General features: G+C 53.8%; 14 protein-coding genes and 4 pseudogenes. All 18 read left to right on the top strand.

All coding sequences use genetic code 11. The annotated features are described in order from the left end of the window. Positions 1 to 20: 20 nt before the first annotated feature. Positions 21 to 2,630, top strand: a complete 2,610-nt coding sequence (gene tssH / locus QZH36_RS10995; RefSeq protein WP_253455481.1) for a type VI secretion system ATPase TssH — start codon at positions 21 to 23, stop codon at positions 2,628 to 2,630. A 25-nt stretch (positions 2,631 to 2,655) separates the two neighbouring features. Next, positions 2,656 to 4,092 carry a serine/threonine protein kinase gene (locus tag QZH36_RS10990; RefSeq protein ID WP_253455479.1) on the top strand — a complete coding sequence of 479 codons (1,437 nt, stop codon included), beginning with the start codon at positions 2,656 to 2,658 and terminating at the stop codon, positions 4,090 to 4,092. A 79-nt stretch (positions 4,093 to 4,171) separates the two neighbouring features. Beyond that, positions 4,172 to 6,094, top strand: coding sequence for a type VI secretion system Vgr family protein (locus QZH36_RS10985; RefSeq protein ID WP_301730209.1), 1,923 nt, complete (start codon positions 4,172 to 4,174; stop codon positions 6,092 to 6,094). Then, positions 6,091 to 6,513, top strand: coding sequence for a DcrB-related protein (locus tag QZH36_RS10980; protein WP_301253541.1), 423 nt, complete (start codon positions 6,091 to 6,093; stop codon positions 6,511 to 6,513). The genes QZH36_RS10985 and QZH36_RS10980 overlap by 4 nt, the downstream gene beginning before the upstream one ends. A 3-nt stretch (positions 6,514 to 6,516) precedes the next feature. Beyond that, positions 6,517 to 11,118 (top strand): RHS repeat-associated core domain-containing protein, encoded by a 4,602-nt coding sequence (locus QZH36_RS10975; protein WP_301730208.1) that lies wholly within the window; start codon positions 6,517 to 6,519, stop codon positions 11,116 to 11,118. An 8-nt stretch (positions 11,119 to 11,126) separates the two neighbouring features. Next, positions 11,127 to 11,570, top strand: coding sequence for a DUF6386 family protein (locus QZH36_RS10970; protein WP_301730207.1), 444 nt, complete (start codon positions 11,127 to 11,129; stop codon positions 11,568 to 11,570). 778 nt (positions 11,571 to 12,348) lie between these two features. Continuing rightward, positions 12,349 to 12,603 (top strand): annotated as a pseudogene (locus QZH36_RS10965) (RHS repeat-associated core domain-containing protein); the annotation flags it as partial. Positions 12,604 to 12,725: 122 nt separating this feature from the next. Continuing rightward, a complete protein-coding gene (locus tag QZH36_RS21400) occupies positions 12,726 to 13,001 on the top strand; it encodes an HNH/ENDO VII family nuclease (protein WP_367652773.1) in 276 nt (91 codons plus the stop codon). Next, positions 12,988 to 13,458 (top strand): SMI1/KNR4 family protein, encoded by a 471-nt coding sequence (locus QZH36_RS10960; protein WP_301730206.1) that lies wholly within the window; start codon positions 12,988 to 12,990, stop codon positions 13,456 to 13,458. The genes QZH36_RS21400 and QZH36_RS10960 overlap by 14 nt, the downstream gene beginning before the upstream one ends. Before the next feature lie 971 nt (positions 13,459 to 14,429). Continuing rightward, entirely contained in the window at positions 14,430 to 14,936 is a 507-nt protein-coding gene (locus QZH36_RS10955; RefSeq protein WP_301730205.1) for an RHS domain-containing protein, read from the top strand. 1 nt (position 14,937) lies between these two features. Further along, positions 14,938 to 15,216 (top strand): hypothetical protein, encoded by a 279-nt coding sequence (locus QZH36_RS10950; RefSeq protein WP_301730204.1) that lies wholly within the window; start codon positions 14,938 to 14,940, stop codon positions 15,214 to 15,216. A 405-nt stretch (positions 15,217 to 15,621) separates the two neighbouring features. Continuing rightward, positions 15,622 to 16,476 (top strand): annotated as a pseudogene (locus QZH36_RS10940) (RHS repeat-associated core domain-containing protein); the annotation flags it as partial. A 4-nt stretch (positions 16,477 to 16,480) separates the two neighbouring features. Further along, the gene (locus QZH36_RS10935) at positions 16,481 to 16,933 is read left to right on the top strand and encodes an SMI1/KNR4 family protein (protein WP_301730203.1); all 453 of its coding nucleotides are present in this window, start codon (positions 16,481 to 16,483) and stop codon (positions 16,931 to 16,933) included. A 363-nt stretch (positions 16,934 to 17,296) separates the two neighbouring features. Beyond that, positions 17,297 to 18,418, top strand: a pseudogene (locus QZH36_RS10930) (RHS repeat domain-containing protein); the annotation flags it as partial. Continuing rightward, the gene (locus tag QZH36_RS10925) at positions 18,415 to 18,849 is read left to right on the top strand and encodes a type IV secretion protein Rhs (RefSeq protein WP_301253539.1); all 435 of its coding nucleotides are present in this window, start codon (positions 18,415 to 18,417) and stop codon (positions 18,847 to 18,849) included. The pseudogene QZH36_RS10930 and the gene QZH36_RS10925, both read left to right, overlap by 4 nt. A gap of 413 nt (positions 18,850 to 19,262) precedes the next feature. After that, on the top strand, positions 19,263 to 19,454 hold the full coding sequence (locus QZH36_RS10920) for a hypothetical protein (protein ID WP_301730202.1): 192 nt from the start codon (positions 19,263 to 19,265) through the stop codon (positions 19,452 to 19,454). 62 nt (positions 19,455 to 19,516) lie between these two features. Next, positions 19,517 to 19,660: a hypothetical protein gene (locus QZH36_RS10915; protein ID WP_301252408.1), complete on the top strand. Its 144-nt coding sequence runs from the start codon at positions 19,517 to 19,519 to the stop codon at positions 19,658 to 19,660. A gap of 89 nt (positions 19,661 to 19,749) precedes the next feature. After that, positions 19,750 to 20,013: pseudogene (locus tag QZH36_RS10910) on the top strand (RHS repeat-associated core domain-containing protein); the annotation flags it as partial. Positions 20,014 to 20,139: the final 126 nt, after the last annotated feature.

The following is a 20,139-nucleotide window of genomic DNA, read 5'->3' as shown; positions in this document are numbered from 1 at the left end:
TCTACTTACCGAGAACAACCATGTCAGAAATCAGCCGCGCCGTACTGTTCGGCAAACTGGACACGCTGTTATTTACCTCGCTGGAAAGCGCCACCGCCTTCTGCAAGCTGCGCGGCAATCCCTATGTGGAGCTGGTGCACTGGCTGCATCAGCTGATGCAGCAGCAGGAAGGCGATCTGCAACAGGCGATCCGCTATTTTTCACTGGATGAAGAGGCGCTGACGCGCGATATCGTCGGGGCGCTGGATCGTCTGCCTCGCGGCGCCAGCGCGGTGTCGGATCTGTCCGAACATATCGACAGCGCGGTTGAGCGCGCCTGGGTGTACGGCTCGCTGAAGTTCGGCGTGCAGCAGATCCGTGGCGGCCATCTGCTGATTGGCCTGCTGAAAACGTTCAATCTGGCCAACGTGCTGAAAAGTATTTCGCCGCAGTTTGGCCGTATCAGCGCCGATACGCTGCTGGAGCAGTTCGACAGCGTGTTCGCCAACAGCAAGGAGAGCAGCATCACCGCCGCGCCCGTTCAGGAGGGTGCCGTGCCGCAGCAAAAAAGCACGCTGGCACAGTACGCGCAGGATCTGACGGCGCGCGCGCGCGAAGGCAAGATCGATCCGATCGCCGGACGCGATGAAGAGATCCGCCAGATGGTGGATATCCTGATGCGTCGCCGCCAGAACAACCCGCTGCTGACCGGCGAAGCGGGCGTCGGCAAAACGGCGGTGGTGGAAGGCCTGGCGCTGCGCATGGCGGCAGACGACGTGCCGGAGCCGCTACGCAACGTGCAGCTGTGGCTGCTGGATATCGGTATGTTGCAGGCCGGCGCGGGCATGAAAGGCGAATTTGAGGCGCGGCTTCAGGCGCTGATCAATGAAGTGCAGTCCAGCCCGACGCCGATCATCCTGTTTATCGACGAGATCCACACGCTGATCGGCGCGGGCGGCCAGCAGGGCACGGGCGATGCCGCCAACCTGTTAAAACCCGCGCTGGCTCGCGGCCAGCTGCGCACTATCGGCGCGACCACCTGGGCGGAATACAAAAAATATATCGAGAAAGATCCGGCGCTGACCCGGCGTTTCCAGACCGTGCAGGTGCAGGAGCCGGACGAAGAGAAAGCGCTGCTGATGCTGCGCAGCACCGTCACCACGCTGGAGAAGCACCATCGCGTCCTGCTGCTGGATGAGGCCGTGGCGGCGGCGGTTAAGCTTTCGCATCGCTATATTCCGGCACGCCAGCTGCCCGACAAAGCCGTGGCGCTGCTGGATACCGCCTGCGCCCGCGTCGCCGTCAGCCAGAGCGCGCAGCCGCCGCAGCTGGAAGACTGCCTGCACCGCATCCACGCGCTTTCGATTGAAAAAGAGATAGCGGAGCGCGAGGCGAAAGTGGCGATTGGCGATGCGTCCCGGGCGGCAAAAATCAGCGAGCAGCTGGCTGCGCTAGGCCGCCAGCGCGATGAACTGACGGCACGCTGGCAGAGCGAACGCGGGCTGGTGGACGCCATTATCGCACTGCGCGAGCGGCTGCATAAGGATGATGCGGAAGATGTTGCCGCCCTTCAGCAGCTGCTCGCAGAGCAGCAGCAGCAGCTGAAAACGCTACAGGGCGAAGCGCCGCTGCTGTTTGCCGCCGTCGATGCCAACGTGGTCGCCGCTGTAGTTGCCGACTGGACCGGCATCCCGCTGGGCCGCATGATGAAAAACGAAATCGACGCGGTGCTGAAGCTGGCCGACACGCTGAACGAGCGCGTAATTGGTCAGCGCCACGGCCTGGATCTGATCGCCAAACGCGTGCGCACCTCCCGCGCGCGGCTGGACGACCCGAATAAGCCGGTGGGCGTCTTTATGCTCTGCGGCCCGTCCGGCGTCGGCAAAACCGAAACCGCGCTGGCGCTGGCCGAAACGCTCTACGGCGGCGAGCAGAACATTATCACCATCAATATGAGCGAGTTTCAGGAAGCGCACACCGTTTCGACGCTGAAAGGCGCGCCGCCGGGCTATGTCGGCTATGGCGAAGGCGGCGTGCTGACCGAAGCCGTGCGCCGTCGTCCTTACAGCGTGGTGCTGCTGGACGAAATCGAGAAGGCGCATCCCGATGTGCATGAAATTTTCTTCCAGGTCTTTGATAAAGGCTGGATGGAAGATGGCGAAGGGCGTCATATCGACTTCCGCAACACGCTGATTATTCTGACTTCCAACGTCGGCACGCAGCTTATCAGCGCCATGTGCGCCGATCCGGAACTGATGCCGGAACCGGACGCGCTGGCGGGCGCGCTGCGCGGGCCGCTGCTGGAGGTTTTCCCGCCGGCTTTGCTGGGCCGTCTGCTGGTGGTGCCTTATTATCCGCTGAGCGACGACATGCTCGCCAGCATTGTGCGGCTACAGCTAAAGCGCATCCAGCAGCGTCTGGCGCAGAACCACGGCATCGTCTCCGAGGTGGATGACAGCGTGATTGCACGCATCGTTCAGCGCTGCACCGAGGTAGAATCCGGCGGCCGTATGGTCGATGCCATCCTTACCAACACGCTGCTGCCGCAGATGAGCCAGCTGCTGCTGGACGCACACCGGCGTGAAGAGCAGTACCAGCGCCTGCGGGTAACCCTGCACGACGGCGAGTTCCAGTGTCAGTTTGAGGCGTAAGCCGCAATTAAGAGAGTTGTCCAATATGTCAGAACAAGATATTCCGCGAGCCATTCCTGGCGCTCTGCCGGTGGGCTACCGCTTTAACGAGTTTGAAATTAAAGAGGTCATCGGCGGCGGCGGCTTCGGTATCGTCTATCGCGCCTGGGATCATCAGCTTGAACGCACCATCGCCATTAAAGAGTTTATGCCCGCCTCGCTGGCGGTGCGCAGCGACGATCTGACGCTGGTACTGCGCAGCGAGCGCTTCAGCAAAACGTTTCACGCCGGGCTGAACAGCTTTATTCAGGAGGCGCGCCTGCTGGCCCGCTTTAATCATCCGAATTTGCTGCACGTGCTGCGCTTTTGGGTGCAGAACGATACCGCCTATATGGGCACGGCGTTCTATACCGGCACCACGCTGTCGCAGCTGCACAGCCGCCGCCCGGAGATGATTAGCGAAGCCTGGATCCGCTGCCTGCTGCCGCCGCTGTTCGGCGCTATCAATACTATCCACCGCGAAGGCTATCTGCATCGCGATATCTCGCTGGATAATATCCAGATCCAGGAAAACGGCGTGCCGGTGCTGCTGGACTTCGGTTCCGCCCGCAAGGCTATCGGCAACCTTTCTGATGAAACCGAAACCATGCTCAAGCCGGGCTTTGCGCCGATTGAGCAGTACAGCGACGACAACGAGAGCGAGCAGGGCACCTGGACCGATATCTATGCGCTAGGCGCAGTGCTGCATACGCTGATTGTTGGCTCGCCGCCGCCGGTCAGCGTGGTGCGCAGCATCGAGGATAACTATAAGCCGCTGGTGCAGCAGAAGCCCGCCGGCTACTCGCTGCCGCTGCTGCACGCGATTGACCGCGCGCTGGCGCTGCAACCGGAAGATCGGCCGCAGACCATAGACGAGCTGGCGGCGCTGATGGCGCTTTCCGCCAGCGATATCAGTGAAATCGTTGAGGTGAAGGTCAGCGGGCCTGGCACCATGCTGGTGCCGGTAGAAGAAGAGCAGGCTGCGCCAAAAGCCGCCGGGCTGAAGCGCTTTATGGTGCCTGGCCTGATTGCCGCAGGCGTGCTGGTGGGGATTGGCGTGGGCGCGCTGATGGCGGGCGGCGGCAGCGACGATGCGCCGCAGACGGCCGCCACGAATGCGCCAGCGGCAACTTCTGCGCCTGAGGTGACTTCTGCGCCAGCAGTAACGCCAACGGCCTCTCAGCCGCCAGCGGAAACGGCGAAGGCCGCCGAACCTGCGCCACCGCCGGAGCCTGTCGCCCAGGTCTATATCAAGCTGCTGCCGGGCGATAAAGTAGCGATGAACGGCAATCCGCAGGCGCTGGTGCCGTCGCCGAACGGCTTCGCTATGCTGCAGCTGCCGCCGGGCGATTACCGCTTCAGCATCAGCAACAGCGGCCAGACCCGCGATCAGCGCATTACCGTCGATCGCGAAGGCGTGTGGCTGCTGAACCCGCAAAGCTGAGGCCGCGCGCGCCGCTCAGTTCCTGTCCATTCCTTATCCGCCCGGCGTCCCGCCGGGCCTGCCAGTCCGGGAAATTACTATGTTTGATCGTATCACCGTCATCCTGCCGGTCGAGGGCCTGCTGTTCTGGAAGCTCAGCGGCCGGGAGAAGCTCGCCGACGCCTTTGAGTTCACCGTGGAGCTGCTGAGCCCCGACGCGCGCCTCGACCGCAAAACGCTGCTGGGCCAGCCGGTTACCGTGTGCATCCCCACGCAGGGCATGGGCACGCGCTACCTGAACGGCAAAATCACCCGCGCCGGGGTCTACAGCCAGGAGCTGAACGGCACGCGCTACGCGGTGTACCGCCTGAGCATGGAGCCGGACCTGTGGCCGATGAAGCGCGACCGCAACCTGCGCATCTTCCAGGGGCAGACGGTGGTGCAGATAATCAAAACGCTGCTGGACGAGTACGGCGTGACGGTGGAGGACAGGCTGACGGGCAGCTACCGGGTGTGGGAGTACTGCGTGCAGTACCAGGAGAGCAGCTTCGACTTTATCAGCCGGCTGATGGAGCTGGAGGGGATTTACTACTTCTTCCGCCACGAGGCGGACAGGCACACGCTGGTGCTGGCGGACAGCGCGCGGCAGCACCAGCCTTTCCCGGGCTACGGGGTTATTCCGTACCACGCGACGCCGTCGGGCGGCAGCACCTCCGCCGAGGGCATCAGCGTGTGGGAGATGGAGGACAGCGTGACGCCGGGCATCTACAGCATAGACGACTACGACTTCCGCAAGCCGAACGCGTGGATGCTGCAGGCGCGGCAGAACCCGGCGTCGCCGGCGCCGGGGCAGATAGACGTGTACGACTGGCCGGGGCACTTCGTGGACCACGACCACGGGGAGCACTACGCGAAAATCCGCCAGGAGGTGTGGCAGGTGGAGCACCAGCAGATAAGCGCGGTGGGCACGGCGCTGGGGCTGGCGCCGGGGAACACCTTCACGCTGCTGAACGCGCCGTTCTTCAGCGACAACGGTGAGTACCTGACGGTGAGCGCGTACTACGACTTCGAGGAGAATCGCTACGCCAGCGGGGGCGACGGCGGCACGAAGCACAATATCGCCATCGGGGTTATCCCGTCGGCGGTGACGTACCGTGCGGCGCCGGAAACGGCGTGGCCGCGCACGCACGGGCCGCAGACGGCGAAGGTGGTGGGGCCGAAGGGCGAATCCATCTGGACGGACAAATACGGGCGCATCAAGGTGAAGTTCCACTGGGACCGTCTGGCGAAGGGGGACGACACCAGCTCGTGCTGGGTGCGCGTGTCGAGCGCCTGGGCGGGCCAGGGATTCGGCGGCGTGCAGATCCCGCGCGTCAACGACGAGGTGGTGATCGACTTTATCAACGGCGATCCGGACAGGCCGATCGTGACGGGCCGCGTGTACAACGAGGCGAGCATGCCGCCGTGGGCGCTGCCCGGCGCGGCAACGCAGATGGGCTTTTTAAGCCGCTCGAAGGACGGCACGCCGGACAACGCCAACGCGCTGCGCTTTGAAGATAAGGCGGGCGAGGAACAGGTGTGGATCCAGGCGCAGAAGAATATGGATACCAATATCAAAAACGATGAAACCCACACGGTAGGCGGTAATCAGACGGTATCCGTTAATAAAGATTTTACCAGCACGGTGAGCGGCGCTTACGTGCAGAAAACACAGAAATCACGAAATGAACTGGTGGGAGGAGATTACGAGCTTTGGGCGCAGGATGGCTTGCAAATTGCCGCCGGACAAGGCATCAGCTTTGTTTCGGGCGAGAGCGTGCTGACGCTCGATCCCAACGGCACTATTTCGTTGCAATGCATTCAGTTCCAAATCAACGCCACCGGCAACGGACAAATCAATACCGGCGGCACGCTGGATCTGAATATCAGCACGCCAACGCCGGGCATCACGCCCGATCCAACACCGATGACTATCGGCTATGAGGTTCTTCAGGCCTTCGATAAAAAAGGAAGCAATTCATGAATTACATTTTATCCGAAGGCACGCTGACGTTACCTGAAGCGGTCCAGGAACAAAGCATCACCTTACTGAAACTGCCCAAAGCACGCGCCACGCTGGTCGTGACCCGAGCGTGGGATGTGCAGGAAGGCGAAGAAGCGCGCTATCTGCAACAGCAGTTGGAAAAAGTGAAACGCGATATGAAAAAATTCGCGGCTGAAAAAGTGCAGGAGGCGCTTTTCGGCGGCCTGCCTGCGCAGGAAGTGGCGATGCGTTTTGAAAACCAGGGCGTGGCGGTCGTGCAAAAGCTGCTGGTCGCCAGAACCGCTACGCATCTGATGACGTTGACCTTTAGCCGCGCAGGCTCTTTCGATGCGGCTTCCCTGGCCGTCTGGCAAGATATTAAAAAAGGGTTTATTCCTGCCGCAGGATCGGAGGCTTGAGTGATGTCCGATTCGATCGCAGCTCGTTTAGACGATCCTTTAGTGCACAGCTCCGCACTGGCGGATCTTGTCAGCGGATTAGTTGAAGGAGCTATCTATACCGGCATTTTAGCCGGCGCTGGCCTGCTGTTTGCCGTCAACCCGGTAGCCGGCGTCGCGGTTGGCGCGGCAGCCATGCTGGGTGCGATGGCATCCGGCTATCCTGAAAAATTGGGCAACAAAGCCAGCGACGCCGTTGACGGCCTGCTGGATACGCTGGGCATGCGCGGGCCGCCGGATGCGGTTATAACCAGCGGTTCTGATAACGTTAAGATCATGGGCAAACCGGCTGCACGCGCGGCAGGAACCGTAAGCCGTGCCTGGCTGGCTTCGCCGTCTGTCGGCAGCGAAGAAGCGCCGGGGCTGAAAGATATTGCCATGGCCGTGGCGGGCGGGATCGCTTCCACTATCCGTCATCCGGGCGATGCCGTGAGCGCCGCGCTGGATAAGGTCAGCCATCTTAACGCTGAATCGGTAGGCAACTGGTTTAGCAATCTTTGGGATGATTTGATTCAGCCGACCGTTGCCAGTGCCAGTCCTTATGCCACGCCAGCCAATAAAGATACCGTCGCCTGTACCAAAGGGCATCTGGCCGAGAATGCCAATTTTCTGGCGGAAGGCTCGAAAAAGGTGATGATCAACGGCCATCCTGCAGTGCGCAACGGGCATCGCAGCACCTGTGAAGCTACTGTTCAGGTCAGCGATAACCCGCGCGTGCGTATCGGCGGGGACAGCGTGGTGGTGCGCGATATTCGCAGCGGCAAAAACATGCTGGCCTATTTTATCGGCGGCCTGCTGAGCGGCGGTATCGGTAAAGAAGGGGCAAAACTGCTGGAACAGCTTTTTACCCGCATCGCCGCCCGGCGCGCGCTGCGGCAAATCACCTGTACGATCGTTTCTGAAGCCGGAGGAACGGTTGCCGCAGGCGCCATCTCCTCCGCGGCGATGCAGAGTTTTCACCCGGTTAACTATGCTACCGGGGCCAAGATCCTGGCCGGTCAGGACGATCTGGATTTTGTGCTGGAAGATCGTATCCCGCTTTACTGGCAACGCATCTATCACAGCCGCAACCTGACGACCGGTCTGCTGGGCACGGGCTGGATGCTGCCGTTTGAAACGCGTCTGCTCCGCTTTCGTCATCCGGACGGGACTTTCCAGTTTGCCTGGCGCGACATAACGGGTCAGGAGCTGGGACTGGGCGAGATTGCGCCAGGCGACGTGGTGCGTTTTGATGAAGAGGGCTTTACGCTGTTCTGCTCGCTGCAGGGCGTTATCGTCATGCAGACCGCCCAAGGCGAGTTTCATCTTTACGAGCCAGATCCGCAGCGTGAGGGTGAATGGCGAATCGGCCGCATTTATGACCGTCATGAAAACTGCCAGCATTTTACCTGGAATGAAGCCGGACAGCTGACCGCCATCGCTGGCGATAACGAAGCGCTGGACGTGCGGCTGAGCTATGAACCGCAATATGGCCGACTGACGGCGCTGCATCAGGTGGTCGCCGGGGAATTATGTCCTCTGGTGAATTATCGCTATAACCCGCAGGGACAGCTGATTGCGGTGCAGGATGCTGATGGGGTTGAAACCCGCCGCTTCAGCTGGGATCGCGCCAGCGATCTGATGGCCTCGCACAGTTACGCCACCGGCCTGACCGTGGCCTACCAGTGGCAGCCAGCCCGCGATCCACGTTACTGGCGCGTATATGAGTATCAGGTGCTGGACGAACATCAGCATTGCCTGGAGCGCTGGCTGATCGATGCAGACGAAGAAGATCGCAGCGCAAACGTGACCTGTTTTTCTGGCGGCACCACGCAGCATCGCTGGGACGAGCTTTGTCGTATTACCGACTATATCGACAGCTATGGCGCGCACTGGCGATACCGCTGGGCGGAGCAGGGCGACCTGCTGATGGCTACCCTTGCGCCGGGCGATCGGGTCTGGACCTATGACTACGATGAACGCGCCAATCTGTCGATGGTGCGCGATCCGCTGGGTCAGACCACTACGACCCTCTGGCATCCATCCTATGCGTTTCCGTTAAAAGAGGTGCAGCCCGACGGTGCCGTGTGGCAATACGAGTACAACGACGCCGGAGATGTTGTAGCCGTAACCGATCCGCTCGGCGGTACCAGCCGTTTTACCTGGAACGAGCAGGGCGATTTAATCACGCGCACCGACGCGCTGGACAACATGCATCGCTTCTGGTGGAACGAGCGCGGGCAGCTCCGGCGCGACGAGGACTGCTCCGGCAACCAAAGTTATCGTCTGTATGATGATGCGGGAAGGTTGCTGAGCAGCACGGACGCGGAAGGCAACACTACGCGTTATCGCTGGAGCGCTGCGGGTCGTCTGCAGTGCCTGACGCGTCCTGACGGACGTGAAACGGAATATGAATACGATCGCGCCGGCATGCTGGTTGGCGAGAACGTCGACAGCTTTTCAGAGCGGCACGTGGCCCGTAACGTGCGCGGGCAGATCGTCAGCCAGACCGATCCAGCAGGGCATATTACCCGCTATCAGTACGATCGCTTTGGACGGATGACGGCGTTAATCAATCCAAACGGCGATCGCTGGCAGTTCGAGTATGACAACAGCCAGCGCCTGCTGGCGCAGATTGACTACGCGGGGCGTCGCAAAAGCTATGGTTATGACGAGCTGGGCCAGGTTACGGAAGTCGTACAGCATCCGTTGTCTGTTGAAGGCGAAAACCTGCCGCCTCACCGCACGCAGTTTGAATATGATGAAGTCAGTCGCCTGACGGTGAAAACTACGCAGCAGCACCGTACCGAATATCACTACGGCCCGGACTGCGTGGAAGTCAGAAAGATAGCGCTGACGGAATGGGAGAAGGCACGAGCTGAAGGCCGTGAGGCAGAAGCCGAAGTACTGACCTTAACCAGCGACGCGCTGGGCAACCTGCTCAGCGAAGAGAACAGCGGCGGGCTGTTCACGCATCAGTATGACGCGCTGGGCAACCTGACCGGCAGCACGCTGCCGGACGGGCGCGAGCTGAACTGCCTGCGCTACGGCACCGGTCATCTGCTGCAGATGAACCTGAAAATGCACGGTAAGCAGAGCGAAATCGCGGGCTATCAGCGCGATAAGCTGCATCGTGAGATCGATCGCACCCAGGGCGCGCTGCATCAGGAGACGCGCTACGATCCTGTCGGGCGGATCGTGATGCGCCGCAGCGGCTTTATCGATCGTTCAGGCGTGGTGCTGGAGCGCCGCTATCGCTGGGATCGTCTGGATCAGGTGATGCAGCAGCTGGTGTCGGACAGCGCAACGCGGCAGAACGAGTGGGCAAACCAGCAGCAGCGCTTTGGCTATGATGCAACGGGGCAGGTCACGCGTGAAGTCCGCACCTATAAGGAAGAGCATTTCAGCTGGGACGCTGCCGGAAACCAGACCGACAGCCCGGGCGAAACCGTCTGGCGCAACCTGCTGCTCAGGCTGAAGGGTGCGCGCTGGCGCTACGACGGCTTTGGTCGCATGACGTGGCGGAAATCGTCTGCCGATGCCGTGGAGCAGCACTTCAGCTATGACGACGAGCACCGCGTCAGCGAAGTACGTTTCGACGGGCACAGGGAGTTCAGCCGTGCGGAATATCGCTACGACGCGCTGGGTCGCCGTACGCAAAAAATTCTGCATCGCCACGGAAGGGAAAAGGAAGTTATTTCGTTTCTGTGGAGCGGCATGCGGATGGTGGGCGAAAGCAGCAGCCTTCAGCCTGCGCGCAACACGCAGTACATCTACGGCGAAAACAGCTGGGAACCGCTGGCGCGCGTAGACAGCATCGGCGAACAGTCGGACATTTTCTGGTATCACACCGAACTGAACGGCCTGCCGGAACGGATGACCGACGAACACGGCGAGGTGGTATGGCGCGGCCGTTTCTCCACCTGGGGCGAAACGGAGCGCGAAAGCGTCACCGGCTTCCAGGCGGTACAGCAGAACCTCCGGTTTCAGGGGCAGTACCTGGACAGGGAGACGGGCCTTCATTACAATTTATTCCGCTATTACGATCCGGTGGGTGGGCGGTTTACCCAGGTTGACCCGATAGGGCTGGCGGGTGGGATTAATACTTATGGGTATGTGGGCGATCCGCTGGTTTGGGTTGATCCGCTGGGGTTGAGTAAGTGTACTTCTGGTGCAACACTAACCGTAAGCAAGCCTAAAATTTTGAGTAATGCTAATTTATCGGATTCTGAGAGAGGTTTTCTTGAAAGACAGTTTCAGAAAAAACAAAATGCTCTTAATCGTGCTGCTCAACGAGGAGAATTGATGTGGTCACCGGGAACCCATGATGTAAGAATTTCATCAATACAAAGCTCTTACAGAAGACGAATTGCAGCCCGCTATGAAAGAATGTTTGGAAGTTCACCGGATTTAACAAAACTAAATGCCGATCACCCTGTGGATTTGATAGTTGGTGGTTCACCAACCCAAAGGCTACAAATGTTAAACGAATCGATAAATAAGAGTGTTGGTAGTTCTTTAAAAAATGCAGGTAGAAAAGCTGGTCTTAAGCCGGGTGATATGATTAGTGAAATTATTTTTCAATAGAGGTATTAATGAATAAGAAATTTTCAATTTCGACTGATACTGCAACTTTGTCTATTTTCGATCTGGTTTCACTTAGGCATAGAATTAATGATGATGCTGATTGGTGGAGTATCCCCGAAGATGAAATTGCGGAGGTTAATCAGGGGAATGTTATTTTTTTAAATCTTGGTATTGATGGTGAGTATAAAATAAATATTTGCGATGAGATAGATGGTCAATACGATTCATTATATTTGAATATACCATCAGGAAAGGTTTTTATAGGCGCAGGCGAAGACACAAGTGGCGGAGATCTCGAGCCAGATAATTCTGAATATATCTCTGGGGCTATAGTAGATTTAGCTCCAGGAAGTTACGAGCTGAGGTTTAATAAAGAATTGAATTGTATTAATATCTCCTTTGAGCCTAGCAAAATAAAGGTTAACCATATCACTGATATCGTTAGGGTTTAATCGTTTTATCCTATGATTTTATTAAAATACAGTGATTTTATCTTTCTGGGAAAGGTAGTTATTTTTTCTACGTGTTTAATTTAATTCAATTGTATTTTTTCAAGAATTAAATCCGCATGTGATTTTAAAAGTATTAATCATAATCGTGGGAGGGCATGCATAAGGATATGAGGTGCCGAAAAATTTGTCGAAATGAATAAGTTTCATTGTATGGGTATTTATATTAAAATTTAAATAGAAATAATTGATGGTAAAGAAGGTTATTTATATTTTACTCATGAGGAAAAGATCGCTGTGGAATTTATAAAATAGAATTGATTAATCTAGCTATCAATAATGCTAAGTTCAATTCTAATCCGCTTTATGACTTATTATTGAAAGGTTAAAGGTTAAAGGTTAAAGGTTAAAGGTTAAAGGTTAAATTTTTGAAGGGCACATTTAAAAAGTGTGCCTCTAAAAAGGATGTTTTTAGACTGCGTATTAAGTTGTAAGCCATCTTAAGGATTTTTACAGCTTCATTTTTAGCCGCTAACCTGTGCCAGTAGAGCCAGTGTCTGCAGCCGGGCCTTTCCTTTCTTGCTTCTGCTATTCAAGCTGTGCCTGTTTCCTACGTTGCTGAATCCTCTCCCTCTGTGGGGGGCAGTACCAGACAGCTTTCCAATACCTTATGACCAACCCCCGCCCCCTACCACAAACCTCTCTCTGCCAGGAATTTACCCAACATATTCACCTGCGGCTCTCTGCGTTCACCACCTTCTGACCGACGAATAAAGCGAGATGGCGCGGCCGTTTCTCCACCTGGGGTGAAACGGAGCGCGAAAGCGTGACCGGCTTCCAGGCGGTACAGCAGAATCTCCGGTTTCAGGGGCAGTACCTGGACAGGGAGACGGGCCTTCATTACAATTTATTCCGCTATTACGATCCGGTGGGTGGGCGGTTTACCCAGGTTGACCCGATAGGGCTGGCGGGTGGGATTAATACTTATGGGTATGTGGGCGATCCGCTGGTTTGGGTTGATCCGCTGGGGTTAGCTTGCTGGACCGCAAAAGAAGTTGCGGGCCGTAAGGTTTATCAGCGGGATAACCTTTTTGATCCTTATCATGTTGATGCTTTTGGGAGGTCAAATATACAGCGAATGAAAAAAGGGACGCTCCCATAGGAAATGATGGACTTGAAGTTAATTTACATCACCTTACTCAGGATGAACCCGGCTCTATGGCAGAAATCTTGAGCAGCTACCATAGTGCAAAGGATAGAGTCTTACATATATACTCAAATCAATGGGATAAGTCGTGGGTTGGACCAGACGGGGTCAGACGCCCCTACAACAGTGCTCCGCCATCTATGGATAGAAGACCATTTAATAAATGGAAAAAATCTTATTGGAAAATTAGAGCCTTGGATTTTAAGGAAAATTATGAATCATATTGATCTTGCTGACAAAGAAATGAAATTAAGTGGGGAAGATATCCTTTCTACAGGAGGAGTTAATGACCTTAAAATAAAAGAGTTTGAAAAATTGATTGGACTTAAATTTCCAAATTCATATAAATATTTCTTGAAAAACTATGGGGCGCTGTCTTTTTGTGGTGATACATATTATGGCATTACCCAAAAAGGTAAGGACGAAAATCAAGTGCCTTGCGTTTTATATACTACTATTGAAGCCAGAGCTCGAGGTGATATAAGCGATAATATGATTCTTGTTAAATCATCAGGGTATGGCCCTTTATATTCAATAGATACCGAAATGGTCGGTAGTTCTGGTGAGTCTGTAATAGTTGAAACTGAGTTGTCTTTTAAGCGAACAGGTAAGAAGAATATAATCTTTGACAGCTACGGTGAGTTTATTTATTCACAAATAAAAGAAGCCATAGACGATATGTAGATTTTTTTGTTGGTGATTTTTCTTTATTATTAAGATTGTTAAACACCTCGGGAAAGTTTATTTTTTAATGTAAAGGGTTCTCGTTATAGAGGTTAATACTAAGTTAGTAATTGTCTGGGTGGTCAATAAGCGGCTATGTCGATATATCTGGCGTAGCGTTTGAATATCGCGCCTGCTGGGATCGTCTGGAATAGCTGATAAGATAAAGGATTATAAACCCATTAAATTAAAAAAATAAGCCGGAAGCGATTTCAACGATCCTTCCGGCTTTATTTTTAGCCGCTGGCCTGAACCAGCAACGCCAGCGCCTGCTGGCGGAGCCGCTCAATCTCCCACTACTCTTGCTCAAGCTGCGCCTGTTCCTGAGGTAGTCGTATCTTTTCGCTGCTGTCGGGACTCAGCAACAAGCCGCCGTCTGGGACCTTCAGATTGACACAGGTGCCCACCTCAAACCCCGCTTCAGCCAGCCAATCAACGGTAATATTTACCTACGGCGTACTGCAGTTACCGCCTCTCGGACGGTAACCCACAATAATATGCCTTTCAGATTGGCAGCACTCTGCCTTCCGGTTAGCGAGCTGAACGGCACTGATCATCTGCTGCATATCAATCTGAAATACGTTAAGCAGAGCAAAATCCCTAACCGCTTGAAGGTATTTATTTACCAGGAGATGCTGCCGTAAACCAGCCCGACAGCCCGGGCGCAACCTGCTGCTCAGGCTGAAAGGCGCGCGTTGGCAATATGACGGCTTTGGCCGCATGACGTGACGAAAATCGTCTGCCGACGCCATGGAGCAGCACTTCAGCTATGACGACGAGCACCGCGTCAGCGAAGTAGGCTTTGACGGGCGCAGGGAGTTCAGCCCCGTGCGGAATATAGCTACGACGCGCTGGGCCGCCGTACGCAAAAAATCCTGCATCGCCAGGCAAGGGAAACGGAAGCTATTTCGTTTCTGTGGAGCGGCATGCGGATGGTGGGCGAAAGCAGCAGCCTTCAGCCTGCGCGCAACACGCAGTACATCTACGGCGAAAACAGCTGGGAACCGCTGGCGCGCGCAGACAGCATTGGTCAACAGTCGGATATTTTCTGGTATCACACCGAACTGAACGGCCTGCCGGAACGGATGACCGACGAACACGGCGAAGTGGTATGGCGCGGCCGTTTCTCCACTTGGGGCGAAACCTCCTATCCTGGTGTTTCACGTGGCCGACATTTTCAGGAGGCAAACGAATCGCTATTGAAAGCGATGGAGTCTGATAAAGAATTTGCTCAAAATATGAAAGAGCTAGGGATTAATTTGGAGCGTACGCCTACTGAGTTAGCACCAAGACAACCTCCAACGGGCTGGACATGGCACCATGAACTTGAAGACGGTTTAATGCGGTTGGTTCCTCGTTCCCAGCACACGCCTGGTAGTGAGTTCTGGAAAATATTACATCCTGATGGTTACGGTGGGTACGCTGTATGGGGGAAATAAAATGACTTTGATTGACGTTATAAATCAGCTGGGTGACCTCAATAACGACGATACGATTTATGCGGAAAAACCTTGGACACCTGACTCTGAGGTTGTTATCGAAACTGAACCAGATGATGGTGGAGTGCCGGATCAAGCGGCAAAAATGAACGCAGAGTATTTTATAGAAATCTTCCTCGCAAAAGAGTTCTTAGAAGGCTGGTTGTCGAGCCTTGATCAAAAACCTTCATTAAAAGATCAGTGCTCACGGTTGATCAAGTATGCTGAAAATGACGCCTAATCAATGATAAAATCCGGAAGCGACCCTGGGATCCTTCCAGCTTTATTTTTAGCAGATGACTTGGCTCAGGAGTTCCTGCACCTGCAACCGTGTAAGCTCTATCTATCTCCCGCCGCTGTTGCTCAAGCCGTATCTGCTCCTGTCGTAACCGTATCTCTTCACGCCTATCGGGGAGCAGCATCAGGCAGCCGCCCTGCACCTTCAGAATCACGCCTGTTCCTACCATAAATCCCGCTTTGGCCAGCCACTTACTACCCGCAAGGTTCACCTGGAACGTGCTCCGATCGCCGCCCTGCGTACGTTAGCCCACAATGCAGCGCCGTTCCGTTCTGGAAACATTTCCTTCTACACTACAATCGCGTCGGTTAGCGGTGATCAAGGGTTACCTCCCTGCACCGGCACGCAAAGGAAACAGAGATTATCTCGTTTCTGTGGAGCGGCATGCGGATGGTGGGTGAAAGCAGCAGCCTTCAGCCTGCGCGCAACACGCAGTACATCTACGGCGAAAACAGCTGGGAACCGCTGGCGCGCGTAGACAGCATCGGTGAACAGTCGGATATTTTCTGGTATCACACCGAACTGAACGGCCTGCCGGAACGGATGACCGACGAACACGGCGAAGTGGTATGGCGCGGCCGTTTCTGCACCTGGGGCGAAACGGAGCGCGAAAGCGTGACCGGCTTCCAGGCGGTACAGCAGAATCTCCGGTTTCAGGGGCAGTACCTGGACAGGGAGACGGGCCTTCATTACAATTTATTCCGCTATTACGATCCGGTGGGCGGGCGGTTTACCCAGGTCGACCCGATAGGGCTGGCGGGTGGGATTAATACTTATGGGTATGTGGGCGATCCGCTGGTTTGGGTTGATCCGCTGGGGTTGAGTAAGTGTAGTTTAGCTTCCAAAATGGTGAAGTCAGTCAATGGTCGAATGCCAATTAATGGTAAATTTGCAGGAAGGATGTATCCTCTTGAAAGTTTACCTGTAGGGATAAGAAGCAAATATCCACATAGTGTTCCATTTAATCACGCGGGGTTCCCTGACTTTACTAGATATGCAATAAAGAATGTTCGTATTGAACTTGGTAGAACTCGTGGTATTGATTTTGCTCGCGCAGATAGAGCCGCAGGATATGATAGGGCTAACCCAAGGCCTGGAAATTATACCTGGCATCATCACCAGGATTCAGGTTACATGCAGTTAATACCAACCGACATACACGCCGCTGTAAAACATACTGGTGGCATAGCAACAGGGAGATGAATCTATGACACAAATACATGGTTCAAAGGGTGTTGTAAGTGAAAAAGAGATATTCGATATAGAAAGCCAGCATGCCATTAAACTACCTGATAGCTATAAAGATTTCTTAAAAAAACATAATGGTGGTTATCCTCAGCCAGATGGTTTTGACTTTGCTGATGGTAGTGATGGCTCAAGCATTGATAAATTTTTAGAAATTAGCAGTTCAAAAAGCGAAAGCCTTATAGAATACTTTAGAAATTATAAGGATCGTATTCCTGAAAATTATTTCCCCATAGCTAAAGATCCTGGGGGTAACCTAATTTTAATAGAGATTAATAGCGGGGGTGATAATGTTTATTATTGGGATCATGAAAATGAAGCTGAAGACGGCGATAAACCTGGAATGGATAACATGCATCTGATAGCATCAAGTTTTGATAATTTTTTAAATAACTTGTATGAAATAGAATTATAGCTGTAAACCGGAAGGCAACATTAATGTCTTCCGGGTCTTTAAGTCTGGAATGTCATTTTATATTTATGCTTTTTTTTTAATTACTTGCTATCATTTTGGCTCTGGATTTAGAAAGGTATGTTAATTTAAAAAATAATTTTTATTGTTATATACCTGCGCAGGTGTGTTTTCTGACAGAATAGAAGATGGGTATTAAATAGACTTGTAACTTCAAACGGAATTTTGTTCCATCTTAAATCACGCCTGTGCCACCCACTTATCTGTAATATTTACCTACACTAAAATGTAATCGCCTTCTTGTGGAGAGCTCACGATGACGTCAGCGCAATGTAGCAGAACAAGTGAGCAAACCAGCAGCAGCGCTTTGGCTATGATGCAACGGGGCAGGTCACGCGTGAAGTCCGCACCTATAAGGAAGAGCATTTCAGCTGGGACGCTGCCGGAAACCAGACCGACAGCCCGGGCGAAACCGTCTGGCGCAACCTGCTGCTCAGGCTGAAGGGTGCGCGCTGGCGCTACGACGGCTTTGGTCGCATGACGTGGCGGAAATCGTCTGCCGATGCCGTGGAGCAGCACTTCAGCTATGACGACGAGCACCGCGTCAGCGAAGTACGTTTCGACGGGCACAGGGAGTTCAGTCGTGCGGAATATCGCTACGACGCGCTGGGTCGCCGTACGCAAAAAATTCTGCATCGCCACGGAAGGGAAAAGGAAGTTATTTCGTTTCTGTGGAGCGGCATGCGGATGGTGGGCGAAAGCAGCAGCCTTCAGCCTGCGCGCAACACGCAGTACATCTACGGCGAAAACAGCTGGGAACCGCTGGCGCGCGTAGACAGCATCGGCGAACAGTCGGACATTTTCTGGTATCACACCGAACTGAACGGCCTGCCGGAACGGATGACCGACGAACACGGCGAGGTGGTATGGCGCGGACGTTTCCCCACCTGGGGCGAAACGGAGCGCGAAAGCGTGACCGGCTTCCAGGCGGTACAGCAGAACCTCCGGTTTCAGGGACAGTACCTGGGCAGGAAGACGGGCCTTCATTACAATTTATTCCGCTATTACGATCCGGTGGGTGGGCGGTTTACCCAGGTCGACCCGATAGGACTGGCGGGTGGGATTAACCAGTACGCTTACGCACCTAACTCATTAAACTGGATCGATCCTCTTGGTTTAACGAAATGTCACGAGAGTTTTGAGCAAGCCAGGAATAAAGCACTAAAATGGCTTGAAGAACGAGGTTTTAAGGCTGAGAAAGTAAATACTGGTAAATTTGGTATGACTAAAGGAAGACCCGTGGGGATGACAACTTCTGATGGTAAAACAGGTTTCAGGATTGAATATGATGAACGCAGCGGAGCTCATATAAACGTGTTTAGTGGTAAGGAAAAAGGTGAGCACTTCCTTTTTGATGCGACTGAATCATCAGTGACCCGATTGCAGAATTTATTTAATTTACCATCTAAAATTTGGAGGGGGCAATGACATTGCAATATGAGGTATTAAAAGGTGTGAGTAACTTACGCTATCCACCAGAAGTCATTGAAGATTGGGAACCAATAGCAGATATACTCTCAGATAGATTCCCCTGGAAAGGGTCAAAGATTGATTGGAATCATTTAAAATGTCATGTTGAAGATAAATTTAATTTTTCAAGTGACGATCACTCAAAAGAGATTGAAAGGTTTCTGATAAAAAGTGGTGCGATTAATAAAATTAGCAAAAGTAATGTAATTTATTACATAAATGATTCTTCATTAGACTTTGCATTCTTGCTGAAACCAAATTCATTTATAGATTTTGCTAGCTATGCAACAAATAATATACCACAGCATCATTATTTTTTTGATAATGAGGGTTCCTGGTGTTTAGCTATAACATCAGAAGGATATATAGACTTTGGACTTGCTGAGTAAATAAAATGTAAGCCGGAGGTAGGAAAATGGCCTCAAATCCTTCCGGTTTTAAAATTTAAGCGTGCACCCCCTTACATATTATGCATTCTGAAAGCGATGCTGGCGCCGCACAGCATTCGTTTTGAATACCACCCAGTGAACCGCCAGACGGTAAAAACTGCAGTGCAGAGGCGCATCAAATACCACTACGTTGACAACGGCGTGACGGTGAAAAGATGCCGCTGGCTGCCTGGCTGAGCATGCAGGCCGAAGGGCGGAAAGTTACCGACGTCGAGGTGGTGAGCTTCGCCAGCCATGCTTTGTGTACCTGCTTACGAAGTAAAACGACGACGGCCTCATCGCGCATCAGTATGACGTGCGGAGCAACATGGACTCGATCATAATGCCGTACGGACGGGTGCGAGCTGAGCTGCATGCGTTATGGCACCGGGCATATGCTACAGATGAACCTGAAGCACAACGGCAAACTTCAGGAAATCGCTGGTGTGAATCCTGAGACCGGCCGAAGCCAGAGCGTGCTGCATCAGGAAACGCGCTACGACCTGACGGGACGCATTGTGATGTGGCTTAATGGCTTCAGCGGGCGCAACATCGTAGTTGTGTGAGCGCCATTACTGCTCAGATCGTCCCAATAAGGTGATGCGTCAGCTAGTGACGGACAGCAGCAGTGAGCAGCGAAAGTGACAGGACCAGCAGCCAGGTGACGCACGGGGTGCGGTCTTTTAAGGAAGGGCACTTCATGTGGGATGCGGCGGGTAACCAGACCGATGAACCGGGCGATATCATCTGGCACAATCTGTTGAAAAGCTGAAGGGCGCGTACTGGCGCTATGACGGCCTTGGCCTGATAAAGTGCGCAAGGCTGTTGAAGACATCTCCTAACATATGACTGATACACTGTGAAGTAGTGTGGCGCGGACGTTTCTCCACCTGGGGCGAAACGGAGCGCGAAAGCGTCACCGGCTTCCAGGCGGTACAGCAGAACCTCCGGTTTCAGGGGCAGTACCTGGACAGGGAGACGGGCCTTCATTACAATTTATTCCGCTATTACGATCCGGTGGGTGGGCGGTTTACCCAGGTTGACCCGATAGGACTGGCGGGCGGGATTAATACTTATGGGTATGTGACGGATCCTATAAAAATAATTGATCCTCTAGGGTTAATGCCATTGAGCAATCCTATAAATCAAGGTCATCATATGGTACCGCATGAAGTAGCAACTCACTTGGATATTACACCATTTAATTCTCAGACGAATGTACCTGCTATGTACTGGGATGAATCTCAATGG

This window comes from Erwinia wuhanensis, assembly GCF_030484085.1.
Taxonomy (GTDB): Bacteria; Pseudomonadota; Gammaproteobacteria; order Enterobacterales; family Enterobacteriaceae; genus Erwinia; species Erwinia aeris.
The sequence above is the reverse complement of the archived record's forward strand: the minus strand, read 5'-3'. Positions and strand labels throughout refer to the sequence as shown.

Coding starts and splice junctions, on each gene's coding strand:
- QZH36_RS10955 (WP_301730205.1), top strand. CDS start 14,430: ATGGTGGGCGAAAGCAGCAGCCTTCAGCCTGCGCGCAACACGCAGTAC.
- QZH36_RS10985 (WP_301730209.1), top strand. CDS start 4,172: ATGTTTGATCGTATCACCGTCATCCTGCCGGTCGAGGGCCTGCTGTTC.
- QZH36_RS10990 (WP_253455479.1), top strand. CDS start 2,656: ATGTCAGAACAAGATATTCCGCGAGCCATTCCTGGCGCTCTGCCGGTG.
- QZH36_RS10925 (WP_301253539.1), top strand. CDS start 18,415: ATGACATTGCAATATGAGGTATTAAAAGGTGTGAGTAACTTACGCTAT.
- QZH36_RS10935 (WP_301730203.1), top strand. CDS start 16,481: ATGACACAAATACATGGTTCAAAGGGTGTTGTAAGTGAAAAAGAGATA.
- QZH36_RS10950 (WP_301730204.1), top strand. CDS start 14,938: ATGACTTTGATTGACGTTATAAATCAGCTGGGTGACCTCAATAACGAC.
- QZH36_RS10975 (WP_301730208.1), top strand. CDS start 6,517: ATGTCCGATTCGATCGCAGCTCGTTTAGACGATCCTTTAGTGCACAGC.
- QZH36_RS10980 (WP_301253541.1), top strand. CDS start 6,091: ATGAATTACATTTTATCCGAAGGCACGCTGACGTTACCTGAAGCGGTC.
- QZH36_RS10960 (WP_301730206.1), top strand. CDS start 12,988: ATGAATCATATTGATCTTGCTGACAAAGAAATGAAATTAAGTGGGGAA.
- QZH36_RS10920 (WP_301730202.1), top strand. CDS start 19,263: ATGCGTTATGGCACCGGGCATATGCTACAGATGAACCTGAAGCACAAC.
- QZH36_RS10970 (WP_301730207.1), top strand. CDS start 11,127: ATGAATAAGAAATTTTCAATTTCGACTGATACTGCAACTTTGTCTATT.
- tssH (WP_253455481.1), top strand. CDS start 21: ATGTCAGAAATCAGCCGCGCCGTACTGTTCGGCAAACTGGACACGCTG.